The 23,008-nt window shown below is 59.5% G+C and carries 8 protein-coding genes; 3 read left to right on the forward strand and 5 right to left on the reverse strand.

Going from position 1 to position 23,008, the window contains the following annotated elements; genetic code table 11:
* The first annotated feature begins 77 nt into the window (after window positions 1–77).
* From DBY20_01265 to DBY20_01275, 3 genes are all read left to right on the forward strand, one after another.
* Window positions 78–12,785: a hypothetical protein gene (locus DBY20_01265; GenBank protein ID PWL79880.1), complete on the forward strand. Its 12,708-nt coding sequence runs from the start codon at window positions 78–80 to the stop codon at window positions 12,783–12,785.
* Complete coding sequence (locus tag DBY20_01270; protein ID PWL79881.1) at window positions 12,785–15,427, forward strand: hypothetical protein; 2,643 nt, start codon at window positions 12,785–12,787, stop codon at window positions 15,425–15,427. The genes DBY20_01265 and DBY20_01270 overlap by 1 nt, the downstream gene beginning before the upstream one ends.
* A gap of 194 nt (window positions 15,428–15,621) precedes the next feature.
* The gene (locus DBY20_01275; protein PWL79882.1) at window positions 15,622–18,177 is read left to right on the forward strand and encodes a hypothetical protein; all 2,556 of its coding nucleotides are present in this window, start codon (window positions 15,622–15,624) and stop codon (window positions 18,175–18,177) included.
* 1,848 nt (window positions 18,178–20,025) lie between these two features.
* On the opposite strand, the gene DBY20_01280 is transcribed toward DBY20_01275, so the two are convergent.
* From DBY20_01280 to DBY20_01300, 5 genes are read right to left on the reverse strand one after another with little or no spacing between them, the layout of a single operon-like run.
* Window positions 20,026–21,102 (reverse strand): type IV pili twitching motility protein PilT, encoded by a 1,077-nt coding sequence (locus DBY20_01280; protein ID PWL79883.1) that lies wholly within the window; start codon window positions 21,100–21,102, stop codon window positions 20,026–20,028.
* 15 nt (window positions 21,103–21,117) lie between these two features.
* Window positions 21,118–21,762 (reverse strand): hypothetical protein, encoded by a 645-nt coding sequence (locus DBY20_01285; protein ID PWL79884.1) that lies wholly within the window; start codon window positions 21,760–21,762, stop codon window positions 21,118–21,120.
* Window positions 21,762–22,163: a hypothetical protein gene (locus tag DBY20_01290; GenBank protein ID PWL79885.1), complete on the reverse strand. Its 402-nt coding sequence runs from the start codon at window positions 22,161–22,163 to the stop codon at window positions 21,762–21,764. Before DBY20_01290 ends, DBY20_01285 begins: the two co-directional genes overlap by 1 nt.
* Window positions 22,163–22,723 (reverse strand): DUF4860 domain-containing protein, encoded by a 561-nt coding sequence (locus DBY20_01295; protein PWL79886.1) that lies wholly within the window; start codon window positions 22,721–22,723, stop codon window positions 22,163–22,165. Before DBY20_01295 ends, DBY20_01290 begins: the two co-directional genes overlap by 1 nt.
* Window positions 22,675–23,001, reverse strand: a complete 327-nt coding sequence (locus DBY20_01300; protein ID PWL79887.1) for a hypothetical protein — start codon at window positions 22,999–23,001, stop codon at window positions 22,675–22,677. The genes DBY20_01295 and DBY20_01300 overlap by 49 nt, the downstream gene beginning before the upstream one ends.
* Window positions 23,002–23,008: the final 7 nt, after the last annotated feature.

Here is a 23,008-nt window from a genome sequence, read left to right on the forward strand (position 1 = left end):
GCGGGCTGGCGACAGCCGTCTCTCATGCTGCCCACGCGCAGACGAGGAGATCGCTGGTATTAGCGGCCCTCTTTGCCGTGCTCGTTGCCTTTGTCTGCTTCCTCCTTCAACCTATGCACGCTTTTGCGTCAACTGATAGTAATAATGATAGCATGTGTACTGCTAGTACGCAAGCGGTCGCTACGTCCAACGGAGACACCGCTGTGAAGCTAGAAACGCAAAATGCTATTTCAGATGGCATTGATGCCGGTCAGGTCGAAATAGTGACCTTGGCATCAACATCGTCTGGCAAAGCTAGTCCGGGTGATGAACCCGGCTCCTCTGGGACCGAAGGTCCAGGGGATGCAGCTAAGGCAGATAGCGCCTCCAACGAAGACTCCGCCACCGATTCGGTCGCGGGGTCTTCGTCTATTCTGGGGACGGTAAATTCCGCCGATGCTGATAGCAATCCTGATAGCGCCGATAGCGCCCAGGACACCGCCGACGAATCCGCAGGTGAGAATGCGGATTGCGATGTTGATGCCAACGTTGCGAAGCCCTCCCTGAACGACAACAAGGCTGAAGGCCCGGATAGCACGCAGACGACGACTAGCGACGAAGCTAATGCATCTGCCTCTAGCCCGGGTGTAGCCGAGGATGTGACTATCACTCAGCCGACGACTAGCGATCAAGCTAATGCAGCTGGGGATAGCTCCTCTGTTGTCGAGGGAGGTGATATCGAAGAAGAAGTATACGGCCCCGTGCGGCACCTATCTGCTAACGTAGATAATGCGGGCGAGGATGTGTACGGTCCCGTGCGCTACCTGACGCCCCAGTCCACTAATACTGTGACTATTCACTTTGACTGGGGAATTAGGCAGGGCGGTTCTTTACCGAGTAGCACTACTATCACGCAGGCTGGCTATACGACAGTCGAAGAGGTTGTTGCCGATGCCAAGAACAAGTTTGGTTTCCAATCCATTGGCAATTCGTTCGATCCGATTTTTAACAAGAGCGGCAAACTGATGTTTCGTGCTGGCGAGGCATATACCTTTACTTTCGATACCACTAACAACGATACAAAGAAAGCTTCTCTCGCTGAACTCAATGCTCTCTTCAATGGTTTGAAGAGATATGGCTTTTCTCCGAATCAGCATACGTTCATTCGAATGAATAACGGAAAAGTCATGGCGACCAATATTAACTGGTCTGAGACTGGAGATTACTTTGCTTCCACGCTCGCTACTGCTATGAATGCAACCGTTACGAATTGCCATATTTATACTAGATGGAATATGTCGCAGTTTGATTTGCAGTTTTATGATACTGGCGGAATCAAGATTAATGGTATCGGTGGAACATACAATTGGGACAAGGAGCTTGAATATCCCACAAAAGCGGACTATCCCAGTGCTGTTTTCACTGAGCCGTACAAGATTTATATGACCAGCAGGATGTATAGCACATCCCTGGATCCTGATTGCACGACGCCGCTGCCTGGCCCTGGGTATACGCTCTCGCAGTTCGTTAACCTGATTACGGGTTACGGCACTTCTAGCCATGATTACGATTTGAATTTCATACTTCCGGGCGGTCACTACGAGCTCGTTTGCAAGACCCAGGAGGTCAAGGTTTCCTTTGATGTGACCTATGATCCCAATGGCGCTACGGGCACTGCTCAGAAGATTACCTACGATAACCTTGCCGCTACCGCCGCATCCAAGCCCGCGGGTTGGACGGACAAGGCTGGTCACACCTTCCTGGGCTGGGCCAAGAGTCCTAGCGCTACCGCCGCCGATTACGTTGCGGGCGCGGCACTTACTAATATAGATGGGTCGGGTACGCCGGCTGACGGTGGCAACTACACGCTCTATGCCGTGTGGAAGATTAACCAGTACGACGTCACCATAAACTATAATAAGAATACGACCGGCAATCCTACGGGCATGCCGTCTTCCTCCACCACGAAAGTCAACTATAACGCCACCTTCAGCGGCACTGCCGGTGCTGCGCCGTCGCTCTCCGGCTATCGCTTCGATGGTTGGGCCGAGAGTGCAAGTGGCCCCGTCGTCTACGCTGCCGGCGGCTCCATCAGCATCCCGAACGTGACGGCCAACACGACCAAGACCCTCTACGCCAAGTGGACGCAGCTGTTCACCGTCTCGTACAACGGCAATGGCTCGACCAGCGGCTCGGCCCCGGTCTCCGCAACCGTCGCTTCGGGCGGCAGCCATACCGTCGCGGCCAATCCGTTTAGCAAGACCGGCTCCGTCTTCACGGGCTGGAACACGGCTGCCAATGGCTCCGGTACCGCTTATGCCGCCGGCGCCACCATCAGCAACATCACCTCGAACATCACGCTGTATGCGCAGTGGGCCGCAAACCCCGCCATCAGCTTTAACGCGAATAAACCCACGGGCGCTGTAACTAACGTCACTGGCACGCCCTCTAATACTACCGTTACCTATAACACGCCCTATACGCTGCCCAGCACCACTCCGAGCGTCATGGGCTACACCTTCGCCGGCTGGAATACGGCCGCCAATGGCTCCGGTACCGCCTATGCCGCCGGCGCCACGACGAGCAACATCACCACCGCCACCACCTTCTACGCGCAGTGGACCGAGCGCACGGGCTTCAGCGCCGTGTTCTACGACCAGGCTTCCGGTGCCAGCGACGGCACGGCCTACAACACGCAGCCCAATCTCAAGTGGACTGCCAACGTGACGCTCCCGACTGCCCCCACCAAGACCGGTTACACCTTTGGCGGCTGGTTCTTCCAGAAAGACTCCAACGGCAGCGGCACCGGTACGCAGATGTCCAACGCCATGACCTTCAACAACCTATGGAACGCCGCCAAGGGCGCGGGCCAGGCAAACGAGTCTACCACCACCATCAAGCTCTACGCCAAGTGGACCGAGAAGGACCGCGTCACCTTTACCCTGAACCCCAACGGTGGCTCCTATGGCAGCGCCGGCACCGGTGTGACCACCACGGCCAACATTCTCAATGGCGGCTCCTACACCATCCCGTCCGTGACCAACCCCACGCGCGTTGGTTACAACTTCCTCGGCTGGACCGAGACGAAAGACTCCACCACGGCAACCAGGTATCAGGCTGGCGCCACCTTCAACAACCTGACCGCATCCAAGACGCTCTACGCCCTGTGGCAGGCTGCCCAGGTGACCTTCACCTTCCAGCCGGGCGCGGCGGATGCCACCATCAAGTCTGGCGTGTCGCCCAACCCCTACACGATGACCGCCAACTACGGCGCCAACCTCAACGTGCCGGCTGGCAGCACCATCTACCAGCGCACGGGCTTCAATTTTGACAAGTGGTCCTATACCAACGCGAGCAACGCGGCGGCCACCGTCGCGAGCGGCAATACGCCCGTGGCAAACTTCAAGATCTCCTGGTCCGGCAGCTCTGCCGACGGCACCCTCAAGGGTACCGCCACGCTGACCGGCACCTGGGCTGCCTTCACCTACACCATCAGCTGGAACGCCAACGGTGGCTCGCCCAACACGAGCACGCCCAACGCCCAGCCCGAGACGGCGCTGACGCTTCCGAGCAATCCGACGCGTGCCGGTTACACCTTCAAGAAGTGGAACACGGCCGCCAACGGCAGTGGCACTGACGTCGCCGGTGGTGCTAAGGTCAAGGACGTCTTCTCTCTCGCCGGCGTTGCCAGCGGTGCCACGCTCACCATCTACGCGCAGTGGGAGGAGAACAAGGTACAGCTGAGCTTCTACAGCGATGCCAGCTCCACCCTGCAGTTTGGCGGCAACGCCCTGGCCGATGGCAGCGTCCTGTACGTGGGTGCCGCCACGGGCGACATCTATGCCAGCGCCAGTGCAACGACGCCGACCGGCCAGAACATCTCGGCTGGCATCCGTCCCGTCATCGACAGCAATCATGAGTATTCCGTTGCCAGCGGCTCCAAGTGGACCCTGGGTAGCTACAGCGGCACGGCCGTCGCGGCTGCCAACGTGGGTGCTGGCGGCGTGCTGACCGTTCCCAAGACGAGCGGTCTCTACACTAATAACAGCTACTATCTGACCGTGTCGCCCAAGGGCATCGCCTTCACCGTCGAGTACTACTTCCAGAGCACGACGAGCGACACCACCTACACCATTGACGCAAGTGCCACTACGAATGACACCGCGCCCTTTGGCTGGACCGTCGAGGCCGGCACCACCGCCGGCACCGCGGGCAATGCCATCACCATCGTGCGCAAGTCCTTCACGGGCTTCACCTATGACGATGCCAAGACCGGCACCGCCAAGAAGATCACCATCAGCGGCACGCCCGGTGACAACGTGATCAAGCTGTACTTCAAGCGCAACGTCAACGACGTGCAGGTAAGCTACTCTGGTGACGTTCCGGCTGGCGCCGTCTACACGCCCGCCACCCAGAGCGTCAAGTACGGTGCCACCGTCAACCTGACGGCTCCCTCTGCCGTGACCGGTTACACCTTTACTGGCTGGACGGTTGTCTCCGGTGGTGTCACTATCTCCGGTAACTCCTTCACCATGCCCAATAACGCCGTCGTCATCCAAGGCGTCTGGTCCAAGAACAAGTTCAACGTCACCTTCAAGAACTCCAACACCAACCAGGGTACCCTGGGTACCCCGACGAGCCAGAGCATCGACTTTGGTGGCAATCTGTCGGGTGTCCCGACGACCACCGCCAAGACGGGCTACTACTTCATCGGCTGGGAGGTCTACGAGAACTGCACGACGTCTGGCAGCGAGTCCACCGGTACCAACATGGGCATCGTTTCCACCGCCGGCCTCCTGGGCACAGATGGTGCGGTTTCCACGCCGTGGACCTGCAATGGCAATGCCGTCATGATCGCCCGCTGGGGCCGCACGCTCACCATCATCTACCAGGCACCGAGCACTGGTGGCTTCACCGAGGTCAATGGCAATATGGTGAGCGGCGCCGTGACCGTGCCCGGCACGCGTTACGTCGGCCTGCAAAATGGTTGGGATCTGCCGGAATATGGCGGTGCTCTTGACCCTGCCGGCGATCGCAACGAGGGTAACCCGAAGGCCAAGCCTGGTTATAAGTTCACGGGCTGGAAGTTTACGGGCGACGACGGCACGACGGGCTACGTCGAGGGCTACTACAGCTCCGGTGTCTTCGTGCGCACGGGCGGCGACAACATGCCCGCCACCGTGACCATGACCTACGAGTTCGAGGCCGTCTACACCGAGACTGCCCAGCAGCTGCACTTCGATAACCATGTGGCCAATATCTCCGGCCTCATGGGTACCGGTGCCACGGACATGGTCGTCCATACGGGCGATATTGCCAACCTGCCCCTGGACGCCACCTACAAGATGACCACCAATCCGAGCGCCTACGAGCTGCTCGGCTGGACCACCGATGCCACCTACGTAAGTGGTACGAGCACGCTCTACACCACGAGCTTCACCATGACGTCGGGCACCAAGAACAGCATCTACAACATGGCCGGCGTTGACTACGGCTACGGTGTCACGCTGTACCCGGTCTTCCGCGAGAAGCTCGTCACCATTACCTACACCACGACCACGGGTTCTGCCTCCATGGGCACGCTCTCCAAGAACAACGAGGGCTCCAACTTTGGCATGGCCTCTGGCACGCCCGCGGGCTCCACGCCTACGGCCGGTACCGGTCATAAGTTCATCGGCTGGTTTACCGATGCTGCCGGTACCACTTCCGTGCCTGCCGGTTGGGTCGATGCCAGCAACAAGCTCACCCCGCAGGCCACTGGCGGCGTCTTTGCCAATGCCACCTACTATGCCAAGTTCGAGGCCGAGAAATACGACGTCACCTTCAAGATCGGTGACCATGGCACCTGGACCGACGGCAGCACTGCCGACAAGACCGGTCTCAAGGTCACCTACAACACCGCCATCGGTTCTGCCAACGTGCCCGGAACCAAGGCCAACACCGGCTATGGCTTCGTGCAGTGGGTCGACGCCGACGGCAAGACCTACTCCAACGCCGCTCTGGCCAGCCTGCTCATCACCAAGCCGATGACCTTCACGGCCAAGTGGGAAGAGCGCACGGGCAACACCATCAACTACGTGGTCAACGGCGGTACGCCGCAGCCCGCGAGCCAGCAGGTGTCCTACACCGCCGTCATCAACAACGTCATGAGCAACGACGCCAAGAACGTTGCCAAGCAGGGCTACAACTTTGCCGGCTGGTACATGGATGCCGGCCTCACCAAGGCCCTCACTAATACTATGAGCTACGCCGATGCCGTGGCCGCCGCGGGCATCACCGCTAAGGACGACGGTACCTTCGAGCTCACGCTGTACGCCAAGTGGGATGAGAAGTCCTACACCATCCATTACAACGCGCGTTACCCCGAGGGCACCAGCCCCGCCATCGCAGACAAGACCGTGACCTGGACCCAGGCTAACCTCCTCGCCTCCGGCTTCGAGACCCTGACCGTCCCCGGTTACGACTTCATCAAGTGGAGCTCCACCACGGCTGCTTCCGGCATGACCGTCAACAACTCCACCGTGTTCTCGGCTCTCTACCAGAGCCTCTTCGGCACGACCGACAACACCAAGACCGAGATCACCCTCTATGGCATCTGGGATCAGAAGAGCTTCACCGTCCGCTTTGTCGACGACAAGGGCGCCGACCTGCGCGCGCCGATGAGCGGCCTGACCTGGAATGACCAGATCGATTACTTCGACTACATCATCACCGACGGCTCCGCCTTCCTCAATGGCTGGAAGTACACGCCGGCCGGTGGCACCGAGCAGACCTGGCTCAAGACAAGCGGCAAGCTCAACGTCTCCGCCTTTGACGGCACGCCGACGCCTGCCGACGGTTCGACCTTCATCCTGACGGCCGACCTCATCAAGAACGCCCTGTTCGAGATCGAGTTCAACACCGTCGACTTCGTGGCCAACACGCCTGGTACCCTTGACCCCAACGGCATCCACAAGGTGGGCTCCGTCACGGGTTACATGACGCCGGGCACCATGGCCGACATCACCAACCTCAACACGCATGACTACATCGCCGAGTTCGAGCGTCCTGACGGTACCAACCGTAACGACCTGCTCAAGGGTTACGTGTACCAGATCGTCAACTGGCCCGCGGGCTCCGGTCGCTCCGACACCAAGACCACCTCGATTGCCGCTGACGTCGTCTCCGGCGCCAAGGTCACCTTCGTGGTCTACTGGGTCGAGAAGCAGTTCACCGTCAAGTACGACCTGGGCACGGACTCCACGGGTGCGCCCGCTCCGTCCAGCGTCGTCAAGCCCGCCGACAAGAACGTCGGCTGGAACTCCACCAACCTGACGCCGACGGGTGCCGACGTCCCCGTGTGGGATGGTCACTATCCGCCCGTGTGGCAGTACAAGAACGCCTCGGGCAACTGGATTGACGTGCCCAGCGGCGCCAAGTTCTCCGCCATCGCGCTCAACAACGATACCGTCACCAGCATCACGCTGCGTGCCAAGTGGGAGGCCAACGAGGTCACCATCACCTACACCACGCAGACCGGTGGTACGGCCAAGAGCTCCGACAACGTCATCAACGTGCCCAACCACGGCTCGGCTTCCGAGAAGGTCAACGCCGTGTCTGGTACGCCCCATGCCGTGACGGCCACCGCCAACGCCGGCTACAAGTTCATCGGCTGGTATAAGGACGGCGTGCTCGTCACCTCCGGCGCGACGCTGACCGTCACCAAGCCTGCCGGCAGTGACATCTTCACCACCGGCACCTACGAGGCCCGCTTCACCCCGCTGGGCCAGATCGACTACACCATCGAGTACTGGCTCGAGCAGCTCGACGGCACCTACGCCGAGGACCTTGCCCTCGCTCCGCGCGGCAACGGCTCCGGCGAGGAGGGTTCGACCGTCGTCGTCACCAACGCCATGAAGAAGAGCATCAAGGGCTTCACCTATACTCCTGGTGTCACCGGCTCCATCGAGACCATCGATCCGCTGACCGGTGGCCAGAAGCTCAAGCTCTACTACGTGCGCAACGCCTACAACGTGAACGTTTCCTCGGCAGCTCCGGGTGCTGACGCCCCCGAGACCCTGCCGGTCCCGAACTATCCCACCACGGGCATCACCGCCGCGACGACCGAGCAGAAGTACGGCACGCCGCTCGTCATGCCCACCATGCCCGCGACCGATGGCTGGACCTTCAGCTGGTCCGTGAGCTACACCGAGACGGGCGCCACCGCGCCGGTCACCATGACGCTGGCCAACGCCGTCAACTTCACGATGCCCGACGGTCCCGTCACCATCGTGGGTGTCTGGTCGCGCAACGGCCACAACGTCGCCTTCCGCTCCGACTCCACGCCGGGCATGGGCGGTACCGTCACCGTCAAGGCTCCGGCCACGATGCCCTTCACCGTCGCCCATGGCAAGACGCTTACCGACGCGAGCTCGACGGGCAACTCCAGCAACATCACCGTCACCCCCGACTACGACTTCGTCTTCGCGGGCTGGAGCTACGTGGGCGCTGACGGCGTGACCTACACGACGCAGAACCCCGACAGCGTCATCATCAACTGCGACACCACCTTCACCGCGATCTGGGCCCAGACCTTCTTCGTGAGCTATGGTCCCGGCAGCGGCCCCAACAACCATGGTGGCGCCGGCTTCACGAGCACCATCGTGGTCGATGACGAGGTGTCCGGTAACCCCAACGTCAACACCTTCCCGCTCATGATCGGCGGCAACGACCGCACGCAGGACGCTCCCGCGGCTGCCGGCTACCGTTTCGTGGGCTGGACCTGGAACATCAACGGCACTAAGTACTACTGGATTGCCCCGAGTGGCGCCGGTTACGACACCACTGGTCTCGGCACCGCCGGCACCATGGACTTCGAGGTTCGCAGCAACGTCGAGTTCATCGCCATCTGGGAGGCCATGGAGCAGGACCTGATCTTCTCCATCGACAGCCTCGAGGGCACCGGCACCTGGACGCCCACGGGCACCGCTGCCGGCACCACCGGTAACTACATCGTGATGCCCAAGCCGCGCACCGACCAGACCGTGACGCTGCTCACGAGCGCCGACATCACGCTTCCCAACTACTCGCTCGAGGGTTGGAAGATCTGGACCGACACCAACAACGACGGCGTCATCAGCGCCGGCGAGCTTTCCGCGACCGCCTACACCGGTACCTTCAAGATGCCGGCCCATGGCGTCATCTTCGTGCCCGTCTGGAGCTTCGATGGCCTCAAGATCAACTACGCCATCGCCAATCCGGATGGCTCCACCTACGTGCGTGGCACGCTCTCCAACTTCGTCGATCCCATCAACAACGCGTCCATGACCGTTGCCCCGGGCACCGTCGCCACGGCCAAGCCGGGTTACAAGTTCGTGGGCTGGTACCTCGACGCCGACTGCACCATCCCGCTGGGCGTCGATGAGGTCCGCGACTGGGTCAGCAACATCACGGAGGGCACCAGCGTCATCTCCTCCACCCTCAAGCCGCATCGTCCCGATTCCGGCTGGGCGCCCGTGACCTTCTACGCGAAGTTCGCTCCCGCCGCCACCGAGTACACCATTACTTACATGGGTCAGAACATCGACGGCAAGGGTTACAGCAAGCTCGACTCCATCAAGTTCTCGGATATCGAGTCCGAGGGTACGGCTGACGTCATGGATTCGAGCAACCCGGCTGCCTCGCACCTGCTCGACACCACGAGCGGCCGTTACTTTGGCTACAAGTTCGTCACCGGCATCACCGGTGAGCTGCTGCGCGCCTTCGTCAAGGCCAACGGCACCACCGAGCTGATCGTCTACTACGACCGCATCCCGTACGACATCACCTACGATCTGGGCACCAACGGCTCCGCCACCGGTACCTGGACTGGCAACGCCGGCCCCTCGCAGGCCTTCGGCACCGTCACCGTCAACGTTCCGGGCGCCACGCTCGCAGGCATGAGCCTGTCTGGTTGGACCGTCACCTGGAACGACCCGACCGACGGCAGCGAGAAGACCGCCACCCTGGGCGCCGACGGTGCACACTTCACCATGCCCTTCGCGCCCGTCAAGGTCACCGCGAACTGGGCCAAGAACATGGAATTCTCCATCCTCGTCTACAAGCTCATCTACGACGAGAACGGCAAGCTTGTTGTGACCACCGAGACCATCCCCACGGGCTGGAACAACAAGTACACGACCATCGAGGGCAGCACCGTCACCATCAAGCCGGGTGCCTCGACCCTCACCATCACGGGTGCCGGCACCCAGACCAGCAGCCTGCCTGGCACGCTGCCGATGCCGAGCTGCCCGGGCTGGGCCTACGTTGCCGGCCAGTGCGATCCGTTCGGCGTGTACAGCACCGCGGGTCTTGGCGCTGACGGCGAGCCCGTTGTCCTCAAGATCTTCTACGCGCCCAAGACCGGCTACGTGGTCAACTACGTCGTCGAGGTTGACGGCAAGCAGACCGGCGTCGGCAAGCGCGACGGCGTGTACTGGTACACCAACGACCTGGCCATGGAAGGCTCGCCTGCCGGCATCACCGGGTACGAGCTCGAGGGCTACGGCTGGCAGTACAAGGACGCGGCCGGTAACCTCCATGACATCACCGCTGCCATGACCTATGGCAACATCGTCAAGGGCATCCATGGCGTCGAGCGCGACTCCATCATGAGCATCACGCTGTACGCCAAGCTCAAGGCCCGCAACTACACCGTGATCTGGGGCGACGACACCAATGGCGCCGACGCCAGCTACGTCGAGATCACGAAGAAGAACAACTTCGGCTGGACGAGCAACGTGCCGCTGGACGATCCCGCGACGCTCGCCAAGTACAACAAGCCGGGTTACAAGTGGATGGGCTGGGAGGTCCGTCCCGCCGGCGGCGCCACGCCCACCAAGTACGCTCCGGGCGCGACCGTCGATCTCAAGACGCTGGCCGCCCTCCTGGGCATCAGCGACCGTGACGATGCCTCCTCGGCCAACGCCATCGTGCTCTACGCCGTGTGGGTCAAGTGGGCTCCCGTCACCATCGAGTTCTACACCAACGACGGCGGCGTCGAGAACAAGCTGCCCGACACCGTCCACTTCTCCGAGGCCGACCAGGTCGTCTACGAGGGTGCCCGCTACACCGTGAGCGAGGCCATCGTCAAGGCGCACCGCCCGATGGGCTACACCATCCCGGGCACCATGCCGAGCCTCATCGCCAAGGCCGAGGGCAACATCCTCAAGGTCGTGTACCAGGCCATCAGCGACTTCAAGCTCAACCTCGCCACCAATTACGGTGAGGAGGGCACGCTGGCCCAGATCATCACGGGCCTGACCTGGAACGAGCAGCCGGATGCCAAGGCCACGGCCGAGCCGACCCGCGTTGGCTACAGGCTGCTGGACAAACCGGCCCGCTGGAACACCAAGGCTGACGGCTCCGGCCACAGCTTCGACGCTGACGCCACCTACGCTCAGATCGCCGCGTGGATCTTTGGCGAGGGCATCGACGACATGACCGTGCTGGAGCAGGGCCTCACGCTCTACGCCCAGTGGGTGCTCGCCAACGACTTCGAGGTCATCTACGACCTGAACAACGACCCCGAGAAGAACGGCAACGTTCTGACCGTGGTGCCCGACAACCGCACTCCGATTGACGTCGAGAACCTCAACATGCACGGCGTCGGCTGGACCGAGGGCGGCTTTGACAAGAGCAACGACGACGAGCTCGACGCTGCTCCCAATGGCTACGAGTTTGCCGGCTGGAACACCAAGGCCGACGGCACGGGCCTGCAGATTGACAACACCATGACCTACAAGCAGATCTCCGACTACCTCGACCCGAAGCACGAGCAGAAGACCATCACGCTCTATGCTCAGTGGAAGGAACTCGAGATCGAGATCACCTACACCGTCTCCAACGAGGAGCATGGCAGCATCGACCGCTTCGTCGACAAGGTGAGCGCCGTCACGCTGCAGCCCGTGGGCGAGGGCTCCTCGGCTGGCACGCAGCTGCACTCCGTGGCTACCGCCAAGCCTGGCTACCACTTCGTCGAGTGGGTCCTCGTGACGCCCGAGATGCAGGCGCAGATGATGGCGATGGCTAACAACACCTACGCCAACGTCCTCAAGATGCTGCGCGATGACAAGAGCGAGCTGTCCATCGACAAGCACGCCAACGACGGCCGCCTTTACGCCGCGACCTACATGGCCCGCTTCGAGCGCAACGCTGACGCGAGCGTCATCTACGACGCCAACGGTGGCTACGGTTCCATCGATCCGTTCTCGACCGCCCATGGTCTGACCTTCAACCTGGACGGTGGCAGCAACTTTGGCATGAACCACCACACGCTCAAGGGCTGGAACACCAAGGCCGACGGCACGGGCACGCACTACGAGCTCGGCCAGACCGGTCTGGTAATGCCCGAGGAGGGCATGAAGCTCTACGCCGAGTGGGGCATCAACTCCTACGGCGTCAACGTCCTGCCTCCCAAGGATGGCGGCTCGGTTAACGTCAGCGGCACCGATGTGGTCTGGGGCGAGAAGATCCCGCAGTCCTTCATCGAGGGCCTGAACCCCTGGGCTGACTGGGGCCACAGCTTCTCCGGCTGGGAGTACACGATGACCAATGCCGACACGGGCGAGGTCACCACCGGCTTCCTCAACGACCTGAGCGAGCTCACCGTGCTTGGCCCGCTCGAGATCAGGCCGGTCTTCGAGGGCAGCTACGTGGTCGATGGTCCGCCGCGCACCGGTGACGAGTTCACGATGCTGACGCTCGAGGCAGTCTGCGGCATCGCGGCCCTCATGATGCTCCTGCTCGTGATCGCGCGCAGGCGCCGCGAGGAAGAGGATGAGAAGTAATGACGCGTGCTCAGAACATACAGCGCAAACTGGGGCTGCTCGCTGCGGCCCTGGTGCTGTGTCTGGGCGTGCTCGCCCTGGGCGCTCCGGCGCTCGCGTCCGCATCCGATCTGGATGCGCAGAAGCAAGGCGATATTTTGGCGTCTGAGGCCCTGAACGACACCCAGATGGGTTCGGATGAGGGTGTGGATGCCGTAAGCCCTGAGAAGGCGAATACGGCGCTCACGGACGAAAAGGCTCTCGAGGGTGCCGTAGGAGACGATTCCGAAGGCCTTGAGCAGGGCGAAGAGAACGTTTCAACGGACGTGAAAACGAACGAGGACGCTGAACCCGCCGAGAATGGCGACGAAGCCCTCGACACGGACGAGGTTTCCGAGGATGCCGAGAAGGGCGATTCCGCCGAGGCGGACGCGACCGACACGACTGACGAGAACCCTGTAGAAAATGATGAGAACACGAGCCTCGACGAGGACGGTCGCGAGCAAAATGGCGACTCCAAAAACGAGGATTCGAACAAGAACGAGGTGCCCGCTCCCGTCCAAAACGAGAGCGATGCTACCACTCCGGTGACTCCCGACAACAATGGCGAGGAGGGTGAAATATACGAATCTAGCAGCGACTTTGCAAACACTGCTATCACCCTTTCGTCTCAAGATAGCAATGCACCTCCCGGCACGCTATACGATGTGTCGCGCCCACTGAAGAGCGGACAGTACTTCATCCGGTGGGACAAAAACGACAACTTCTGGTTGGGCGAAAATGAAAATCAAATAACCAGTTTTTACAATCCGGAAATGGAAGAGACCATCCTTTGGCAACTCACGTCCATTTCCGATGGTTCGTATGCGGGATTTTATCTTTTGCAGATTGGTCAATATTATCTCGCGCGTACCAACACTTCCGAGCTGCGCCTCGTTCTTTCCCCGGTAGATGATGCCTATTGGAACATCGTCCCGTACGTGGAAACGATTGATGGCGTGGATCACACTTATTACTATGTCTTCGATCTCTACAAGATCGACGCTCTCTCGATTCTCGTGGACGACAAGGGCATGCCGACTTCGGTCGTGTGCAACTCGTCTCACGGCATGCCGTATGGAGATGGCGAGTATCCCGGAATCGAGTGGCGTTGGATCATCGATGCGGCGGTCGAGCGCGACTGGACTATCAATTACTTTGGCAATGGCACCGAAGATGGAAGCACCGACGCTACCCAAGTCACGATTGCGCACGGCGCCACGATAGCCGATTCGGGCTTCACGCGTTTTGGCTATAGCTTCGATGGCTGGAACACCAAGCCCGATGGTAGCGGCACGGCCTATAGGGCTGGCGAGCATATCTCCGGTCTTGGCGTCCTCGCTAGTAACTATGTCATGAAGCTTTACGCGCAGTGGAAGCAGATCTTCGTGGACATCATCTACACCGTCGAGAACGGCGGCAAGGTGCAGTCCGGAAGCAGTGATAAGACCTCCACGGTGACGCAGACCGTGAGTGCGGGCGATGGCCTCATCAAGGGCAGCTCCGACAAGACCCTTGCCGGCGTCACCGCCTATCCCAACGAGGGCTACCACTTCGTGACCTGGAAGGCGAGCGGCACCTTGGGTGACATGCCCGACGCCATTCGCGACCGTGACAAGCTGACGGCTGAGGTCGTCATGGGCCTCTCGAAGTACACGGACGAAAAGACCGGTTACTCGCTCTTCCACAACATCACTCTGACAGCGATTTTCGCCACTAATACTTATACGATCAATTACGACGCAAACGGCGGCTGGGGCGAGGCTGCTCCGATGACCGTTTCCTACGGTTGCAAGGACATCCTGACCAAGGCAGCCGCCCTCAAGCGCGATCATTACCTCTTTGCGGGCTGGAACACCAGAGCCGATGGCACGGGTATCGCGCTGGGCACTGACGAGACGCTTGCCGCTCTTATCAAGGCCGGTATCCTGGCTGACAAGGACGGTGCCTCCTCCACGCTCTATGCCATGTGGACTCTTGACACCGCTGCTGATCCCAACGAGCATCCAAATGATCCGAGCACGCCGAACGTGCCTGTCACGGATTCGCTTAGGCCCACGCCGCCGGCTGATCCGAGCCTTAACGGCAGCGCCAATGGATACACGCCCTACGGCGGCCGTGGTAGCAATAGCGGCTACAGCGGTAACGGTGGCATTCCGACTGCCGAGGCAGCCGAGATTGCCGAGGCGGCTGAGGGCATGTTCGAAGTGCCCGAGGTCGAGGAAATCCAGACCATTGGCGCTGAGGACAAGGGCGTTTTCGGTGGCATTGCGGACTTCCTGTCCACCGATACCGGTAGGGTCGTGGGCACCGTCGCCGCTGTTGGCGTAGGTGTCGCGGCAGTCGCCGGCGTTGTTGGCGTTGGCCTGTCCATTGCCGGTGCCAGTGCGGGTGCTGCTGCGGCGGGAGCTGCAGGCGCTGCCGCTGCGGGTGCCGCTGGGGCAGCAAGCGCTGCAGGTGCCGCCAGTGCTGCTGGAGCTGCGGGCGCAGCTGGAGCAGGTGCTGCAGGTGCCGGTGCAGGAGCAGGCGGTTTCTTCTTCCGTCTTCGCAAGAGGATTGCGCGATTCTTTGGCTTTGGCAAAGAAGACTCCGAGGATGACGACGAGGATTCCACGGAAGAGTAAAAGGTTCCTGTAACCTTTACGCGCATAGGTACGGCTAAGGAGAGAGACCCCTTGCGGGCCCCTCTTTATTTTATGGCCCCTGTTGGTTATGTGTGACAACATCATGAGTGAGTTGTTACATGTTACAACGGAGCCTGTTGGTAACGTGGTAGGTTGCTTTGAGGGCAACGCTACGTTTGTGAGGAAGTTTGGAGATGGCACAGGCTGAAACCAAACATAGAGCGGTTCAGTCAAACCGGTACCGTGCAAGACGGATCGGGTTCATTGCTGTTGCCATCGTATGTGCCGTACTCGGTATCTGGCTACTTGTCTTCAATTTCGGGCTTGCCTCGCGCACCCAGCAGGTAGCCGTGCAGTACGTGAGCACCACGCAACCCGTCGCGGATATTCTGCTCGTCATGAGCTATGACGAGTCCGAGGCCAATACGCCGCGGGCACGTGATGGCGTGCTCGACGTGATGGAGCGTAGCTCGGTCAATGTCGATGTCGTCTACATGGACGCGTACAATGCGCCGCTCGGCAGTGATGCCTACAACGCCTGGGTGAGCCAGCTTGGGCAAAAGGTTGCGCAACACGGGCGCTATGCGGCCGTGATCTGCGCCGATGACGAGGCGCTCTACTTCATGGAGAACAACCACGACAGCATGTTCCCGAGCACGCCCGTCGTGTTCTTTGGCATCAATGACTTCAACCATGCGCTGTACGCGACCTCGAGCGGGTACATGACGGGCATGGTGGAGCAAAGCTATGTCGGTTCGATGATGCAGGCGACGAAGAAGCTCATGCCTGAGGCGACGAGCTTCACCGCCATCATCGACGAGACACCTGCCGGCATTGGCAATCGCGCGCAGTTCGACAAGGCTCTTAAGTCTTTCGAGGGCATGACGGTGACGTACATCAATGCATCGCAGCTCACGCGCGAGGAGCTTGCTAGTAGTGTTGCTGGCACCAGTAAGGACACCATCGTGTTCCTGCTCGATGCGAACAATGATCGCTACGGGAATGTCTATTCGCTCGATAACAGTGTCGCATATATTACAGGTGCCTGCTCATGCCCTGTCTTTCGTGCCACCATCGGTGGCGTCGGGGGAGGGGTCGCGGGGTCGGCCTTCCTCGATCCGGAGAATGACGGTCAGCGTGCCGCGCAGCTTGCGATTCATGTTCTCAACGGCACACGACCTGCGGAAATCGAGCTTGTGAAGGACGGCACGCTTGGCTATGTCTTCGATCAGCAGGTGCTGAGTGACTACGGCTTGTCGACGTCCAACCTGCCAGCAGGCAGCTCCGTCATCAACCGCAACTACTTCAGCTTTGATACGCTCATGCTTATTGTGCTACCAGCTGCCTTATTAGCGCTCGCAGCCTTCTTCTTCGTCGCATCGCTTCGCCTCGGGCGGCTTGCGACGGCTCGCAAGCCGCGCCCCGTATCTGTTCCCGTACGAGCCGTTACGGTGCCTGAGCCGCCGTATGAGCCTGAGAAACCGCAGATTACGCAGAGCGTGTATCGCGATGAGGTTACGGGTCACCATAATATGCAATGGCTTGCGGAATTTGCGCAGAGCTCCCAGGCAAACGACATTCGCGCGCTCGTCGAAGTCGAGATCGTTGCCTACGAGGACATCGTCGCGGCTTTCGGGCGTACCGTGAGCGAGGGGCTGCTGCGCTGCGTGACCGAACGCATGGAGGGTCTCGAGAAGGCGTTCCTCGTGCGCTCTGCGGGCGCCCAGTTCTTCCTTGGCTTCGAGACCGAAGTTCCCCATGGGTCGCATCAGATTGACTTTCTCGAGTACTTGTTGCGCCAACCCGTGACAATCGACGAGGACACCATCGAGTTCGATACGCGCATGGCTGTGACGAACCGTCAGCCTGGCATGACGATGGATGACATGATCGCCGGTTCGGACTATGCGATACGCCAGGCGCGCGAGTTTGGCGGCGGCCACAGCGTCGTTTTCTACGATGACAACATGCGGCATGCGATGGAGGACGCACGTGAGATCACGGCCCTGCTTCGCATCGCGATTCGTAACGAGGACTTCGTCATCTGCTACCAACCCCAGATCGACCTGCGTCTCAATGACGTAGCCGGTTACGAGGCGCTCGTGCGCCTCAAGAACGACGAATACCCGCCTGCGCAGTTCATCCACGTGGCAGAGATGAACGGCATGATCGTCGACATCGACCGCATCGTCGCCAAGCGCGCGATCGAGCAGCTCGCCACCTGGAAGAAGCGCAACAAGCGCCTGCGCCCGATTTCGATCAACTTTTCGACTGCTCATCTCACGCGTAACGACGATTTCGTGGACTTCCTGCTCAGCGAGCTCGCGGCTAACGAGATCCCAGCCGACTACATCAAGCTCGAGATTACCGAGGGCTTCTTTAGCGCCAACAGCGATCAGGTCGAACAGGTGCTGCGTCGTCTCATCGACAACGGCGTCACGATTGCGCTCGACAAGTTCGGCGCTGGGTATAGTTCCTTCTCCGATGTGATGTCGGTGCCGGTCGCGCTCGTGAAGATCGACAAGGCCTTTGTCGACACCTTCCTCGTTGACGGTAACGACGACAACTTCGAGAATCTCGTGCGTCTGGCACACGGTCTTGGGAAGAAGGTCGTCGTTGTGGGCGTCGAGAAGAAATGGCAGATCGAGATCTGTCGTGATCTCAACTGCGACATCGTCCAGGGTTACTACTTCTCGAAGCCGCTCTCGCCCGAGAACGCTGTTCAGTACCGCCCGAGTGCCAACGCATAGAGGCTATGGCACCTGGGCGCGTTGAAGCCCGTTTCGTTCTCAAAAAGGTGTTAATTCTTTAATGACTCATTGATTGCTTGCTGCTAGGCCAGGGGAGTCGATTAAACGACGGCCTCAGAGCCGCTGTAAGGCGTTTTAAGCACATAGTTGGTCTCACTGTATCCATAGACTTCAAATCGTCTGAAAAGGGCGCTCTAAGCGCTCACAAGCCCATTTGCCAAAAACGAGCGTTGGCATGCATCGGTGCCTTTCATGTGGTGGAGGGTAGAGGAAATCATGAGCTGGTGCCTGCGAAACGTCAAGATGGATGTCCGTCCACTTGTTCCTTTGTTTTGCAGATACCAGTTTGAATCATAATAATGCAACATCTTGCTGAATAAAGACATTCATATGGAACCCATGAGAAGATAAAGGAACTGAGGCCTGCGAAACCATTTTGCCAGAAGAAGTCTACAGGAGTGTCATATATTTCTTCTGGTACAAGATGTATCTTGAACTGATGATGCGAATTCTAAAGACCCTAGAAGTGGGAGCCTGTTTGATTTCTGAGCATAGGCTATATAAAACAAGCAGGAGCCAGTTAATGTAAAGGTATATTTCATAACTAGACACTATAGGCAATAAGATGCATGTCTTCTTGCAAGCTATTTTCAGTTGGAACCAGCAGAAAATAACTCATTTCATCAAGTGATTCCTGTGAGTGCAGTCAAGTTAGGAAGAAATTCTCTTTAACATTAAACATGTACCTACTAGAGTTGGTTTATAGACTTCATATCTCATTAGGTATTTTCTAGAAGTAACCTGTTTAAAGATGTTATTTCATGTACCAGAAATTTCAAATTTGATTGACTGAGACTAATGTCTCACATAATTGGGTGTTTTGTCGTAATTCCACAGATCTCTTCATCTCATTTTTTGGCGTAGAAAGACGCCTATTTCTCTCCTTCTCTGTGAAGCTTAGAAACCCATCTTTCGAAGCTCTTCAGGTCTTCATTGAGGCGCTATCTTCCTTTTAGGGAAAGATAGGCGCTTTGACAACGATAATCTGCTTATAAACAACGGTTGAAAAGACCATATAGGTAGATGAAGTGCATGTTTGCGGAATGATAATATGTATAATAAAAGATAATGATTTTTTGAAAAATAAGCTCGTCAAAATTAGTAATTAAGTCAATACATTTCCAGTTGTCGAATTTAATAATTGACGAATTACCTGTAGATTTCTAATCTGCTGGCATTTTCGCAGGTCAAGCACGTATTTAAGTTGTTTCAAAAAGTAGGCAATGCACTGCATATAAATTTAAGGACAACTCGTTTGCTTTGCTTCGAGGAAAATCCAAGATTCGCATTAGAGCGAATTTGATCGAGCGAAACAACTGAATCTTAGTCATATTTTGTAAATCAAGAATTATCCCCAGATACAAGAGTTAGACGCATTTTCACTAACCATGAAGAGAGATTTCTCGACTGCGCGACCTGCGGTCGCTCCGCTCGAAATGACAGGGGGCTGTCCGCTCGCCTGGGTCCTGGAGGTCTGTCCCCTCGTTGCCCGACATTGTCATCTCGACCGGAGGTGCCGTCAGGCACCGGAGTGGAGAGATCTCTCGCCAGGAGATTTCTCGACTTCGCAGCCTTCGGCTGCTCCGCTCGAAATGACAAAGGGGCCAGATTTCTCGACTGCGCTCCGCTTCGCTCGAAATGACAGAAAGGGGTCTGTCCCCCTGTTGCCAACGGGGCGTTATTTTGGCGTGTAACCGAAAAGGGAGACCCAAGATGGGTCTCCCTTCGTTTCTGCGTGCAAAACGCCGTATACGGCAAAATATTGCGTCGGTATCGCAGGCAGCCGCCCTAGCCGATCTTCTCGGTCTCCATGCGGCGCTCGAGTGCGGTCGGGTGGATGCTGTGACGCAGCGCCGTCTCGGGTGTGATCTTGCCCTCCTTCACGAGCTCGAAGAGGCTCTGGTCCATCGTGCGCATACCCTCGCGACCACCAGCGGCGATGATCGAGTCGATCTGGTAGGTCTTCTCCTCGCGGATGAGGTTGCGGATGGCGGCGTTGGCGACCATGATCTCGAAGACCGGCAACGTCGTGCCGTCAATGGCCGGGACGAGCTGCTGGCTCACGACGGCCTGGAGCACGAGCGAGAGCTGCATGCGGATCATGTGGCGCTGCTCGGCGGGGAAGGCGTCGATGATGCGGTCGATGGTGCCGGCCGCGCTGTTAGTGTGCAGCGTCGAGAAGATGAGCTGCGCCATCTCGGCGGCGGTGATCGCGATGCCGATGGTCTCGGCGTCACGCATCTCGCCGAGCAAGATGATGTCCGGAGACTCGCGCATCGCGCTGCGCAGGCCCTCGGCGTAGGTCGCGATATCGGTCGGGACCTCGCGCTGCGTCACGATGCAGTTCTCATGACGATGCACGTACTCGATGGGATCTTCGAGTGTGATGATATGGCGATTGCGCTCGTGGTTGATGCGGTCGATGATGCAGGCCAGCGTCGTGGACTTGCCCGAGCCGGCAGGGCCGGTGACGAGCACGAGGCCCTTCGTGAGGTCGGCGAGCCTGAGGACGCTGTCGGGGATGTGCAGCTCTTCGGGGTCGGGCAGGCCGAAGGGAATCACGCGGATGACAGCCGAAAGCGAGCCGCGCTGGCGGAACACGTTGGCACGAAAGCGGCCGATACCGGGGAGCGCGAACGAGAAATCCTCGTCAAGATTGTCCTTTTCGACGAAGTTGCTGAAGTCACGCCCGGCAATCTCGTAGATGGCCTCGACCACCGTACGCGTGCTCTCGGGGGTCAGTGCCTCGCCGTCCATGCGCGCCTGGCGCCCGTTGACCTTGTAGGTGAGCGGCAGGCCGGCCACCACGAAGATGTCCGACACCTTCAGGTCGATCATCTGCTTCAAGAGCTCCGAAAGTAACATGATTCTTCCTCTCCTTTACATGCCCGACCAAAGGGTATCGGTCTCGGCGCTATTGACCTTGGCTGTCATGTTCCACTTGGTGATGCGGTACGTCCCGCCCGAGCCAAGCTCGAGCTCGATATCGAGCACGCGTCCGCTCGGGCAGGTGAATTGGGCGGTGATGGTGGAGCCGTCGAGCTCGGCGCTCACCTCGATGACGTCATCGGTCGCGGCGGCTGCCTCGGCGCAGATCGCGGGCAGGGCGCTCGCGAGCGAGCCGGCGGCGGTGATGGCGCTCGTGGTGGCGGCATCTTGCGTGGCAGTGGCCGGGTCGCCTGCCGTGGCGGGCGATGCGGCCGGAGCCGAAGAGCTGGCATCCGATTGACCCGTACGTGCCGCGAGCTCGGCGGCGGCTTTCTCGGCCGCGGCCTTCTGGGCGGCCGCGCGCTCGGCGGTGACGGTCGCGTCGGCGTAGCCCGCGTCGATGCGGGCTACGAAGGTCTGGGCGGCGGTCTCGGCCTGGTACTGCTGGGCCATGGAGTCGGCCTGCAGCGTGGTGAGGCGATAGGTCGCGTTGGAGGTGGCGATCGAGAGAACGGCGAGCGTGGCAAGGCAGATCACCGCGATGAGGGCGAACAGCGAGATGGGGCCAATGCGCACGGAACTCTGCGACTCGTTCATCATCTCACCTCGCTTACGTAGCGGGCCGTTGTCAGCGTGTAGATGTCCTCGTACTCGTTGGAGACGGTGATCGTCGCCTCGTAGAGCGTGCCGCTCGTCGTGAACTGCGGCGTGATCGCGCAACGCACCGACAGGCCATCCTGGCCGGCTTCGGAGATCTCGGCGCTCGTGGGGTTGGCCGAGAAACGCTCGGCGGCGTTGGCGGCGACGGTAATCGCGCGCTCGAGCTCGAGGCTCTTCTGCGCCTGGTTGGCCGACGCGAAGAAGAGCTGCGAGACGATGGCGAGCGTGATGACGAGAAAGACGAAGAGGACGAGGGCCTCGACGATGAAGGCGCGGCTTCCCCGGCGCGTGCGACGCGGTGAGCGATGTTCGCTCGTATGTGCGGCGCGCGTGCTCATCAGCTGTCTCCCTGCATCGTGCGCAGGGCGACTTCCGTGGTGCCCTGATCGGTTTTGATGGTGAGCAAGCCGCTATCGTACGAGAGGTCGAACTTGGACGAATCCGCCAATTTGACGGATCTACTCGCATCATAGGGGGTACCCGAAACAGCGTATTCCTCGACAATTGCATCGTTTATGAGGTAGATACGGGTCTCGTAGGTGCCCGTGTCGAGGTACTCCACGAGCACGAGGGACGGGCCTTCGGGGCCCACGCCGACGCGGACGGCGTTCACTCCGTCGCGTGCGCGGACGGTGTTGCCGATGAGCTGCTTGCCGAGGCGCCCCTCGTCGGTCGACAGCTGGATGCTGGCGACGTTCTTGTAGAGGGTGACGCCCGTGATGAGTGCAACGAGCAAGATGGCCAGGAAGACCAACATAAGCAATGCGGGGAAGTAATTTCGACGCCGTTTCTCGGGCTTTTCAGCTCGTATGGTCGTCAAAGCGTTGAGAATGTCGGTGTTTCGCTGTGTCATCGCACGCTCACCGCCACGCTCGGGGGTATGTTGTCGGCGAACCATTCGTAGTTGATGATGTAATCGTCATGGTTGACCGTGAGGCCGTAGGCATCCTCGAGATGCGAGAGCGACGAGGGATAGGAGCCCTCGATCGCGTAGCACTGCATGGCCGTCGATAGGATTGACTCGCGTATGGAGGCCGTGCCTTGCTCGCGTGACATCTTCTGGAAGGCGATCGTGCCGATCACGAGGGCCACGATGAGGACGAGCGCCACGAGCGTCACGATGACGCCACGCACGCGGCGTGCCCTGATCTCCGATTGTGTGCGCTCGTGATACATCTGCGTC

The sequence above is a fragment of the Coriobacteriia bacterium genome, assembly GCA_003149935.1.
Lineage (GTDB): Bacteria > Actinomycetota > Coriobacteriia > Coriobacteriales > QAMH01 > QAMH01.

What these genes read in the sequence shown, in the direction of transcription:
- DBY20_01270 (PWL79881.1), top strand. Translation starts at nt 12,785, where the DNA reads ATGACGCGTGCTCAGAACATACAGCGCAAACTGGGGCTGCTCGCTGCG.
- DBY20_01275 (PWL79882.1), top strand. Translation starts at nt 15,622, where the DNA reads ATGGCACAGGCTGAAACCAAACATAGAGCGGTTCAGTCAAACCGGTAC.
- DBY20_01280 (PWL79883.1), bottom strand. Translation starts at nt 21,102, where the DNA reads ATGTTACTTTCGGAGCTCTTGAAGCAGATGATCGACCTGAAGGTGTCG.
- DBY20_01285 (PWL79884.1), bottom strand. Translation starts at nt 21,762, where the DNA reads ATGAACGAGTCGCAGAGTTCCGTGCGCATTGGCCCCATCTCGCTGTTC.
- DBY20_01290 (PWL79885.1), bottom strand. Translation starts at nt 22,163, where the DNA reads ATGAGCACGCGCGCCGCACATACGAGCGAACATCGCTCACCGCGTCGC.
- DBY20_01295 (PWL79886.1), bottom strand. Translation starts at nt 22,723, where the DNA reads ATGGTTCGCCGACAACATACCCCCGAGCGTGGCGGTGAGCGTGCGATG.
- DBY20_01300 (PWL79887.1), bottom strand. Translation starts at nt 23,001, where the DNA reads ATGTATCACGAGCGCACACAATCGGAGATCAGGGCACGCCGCGTGCGT.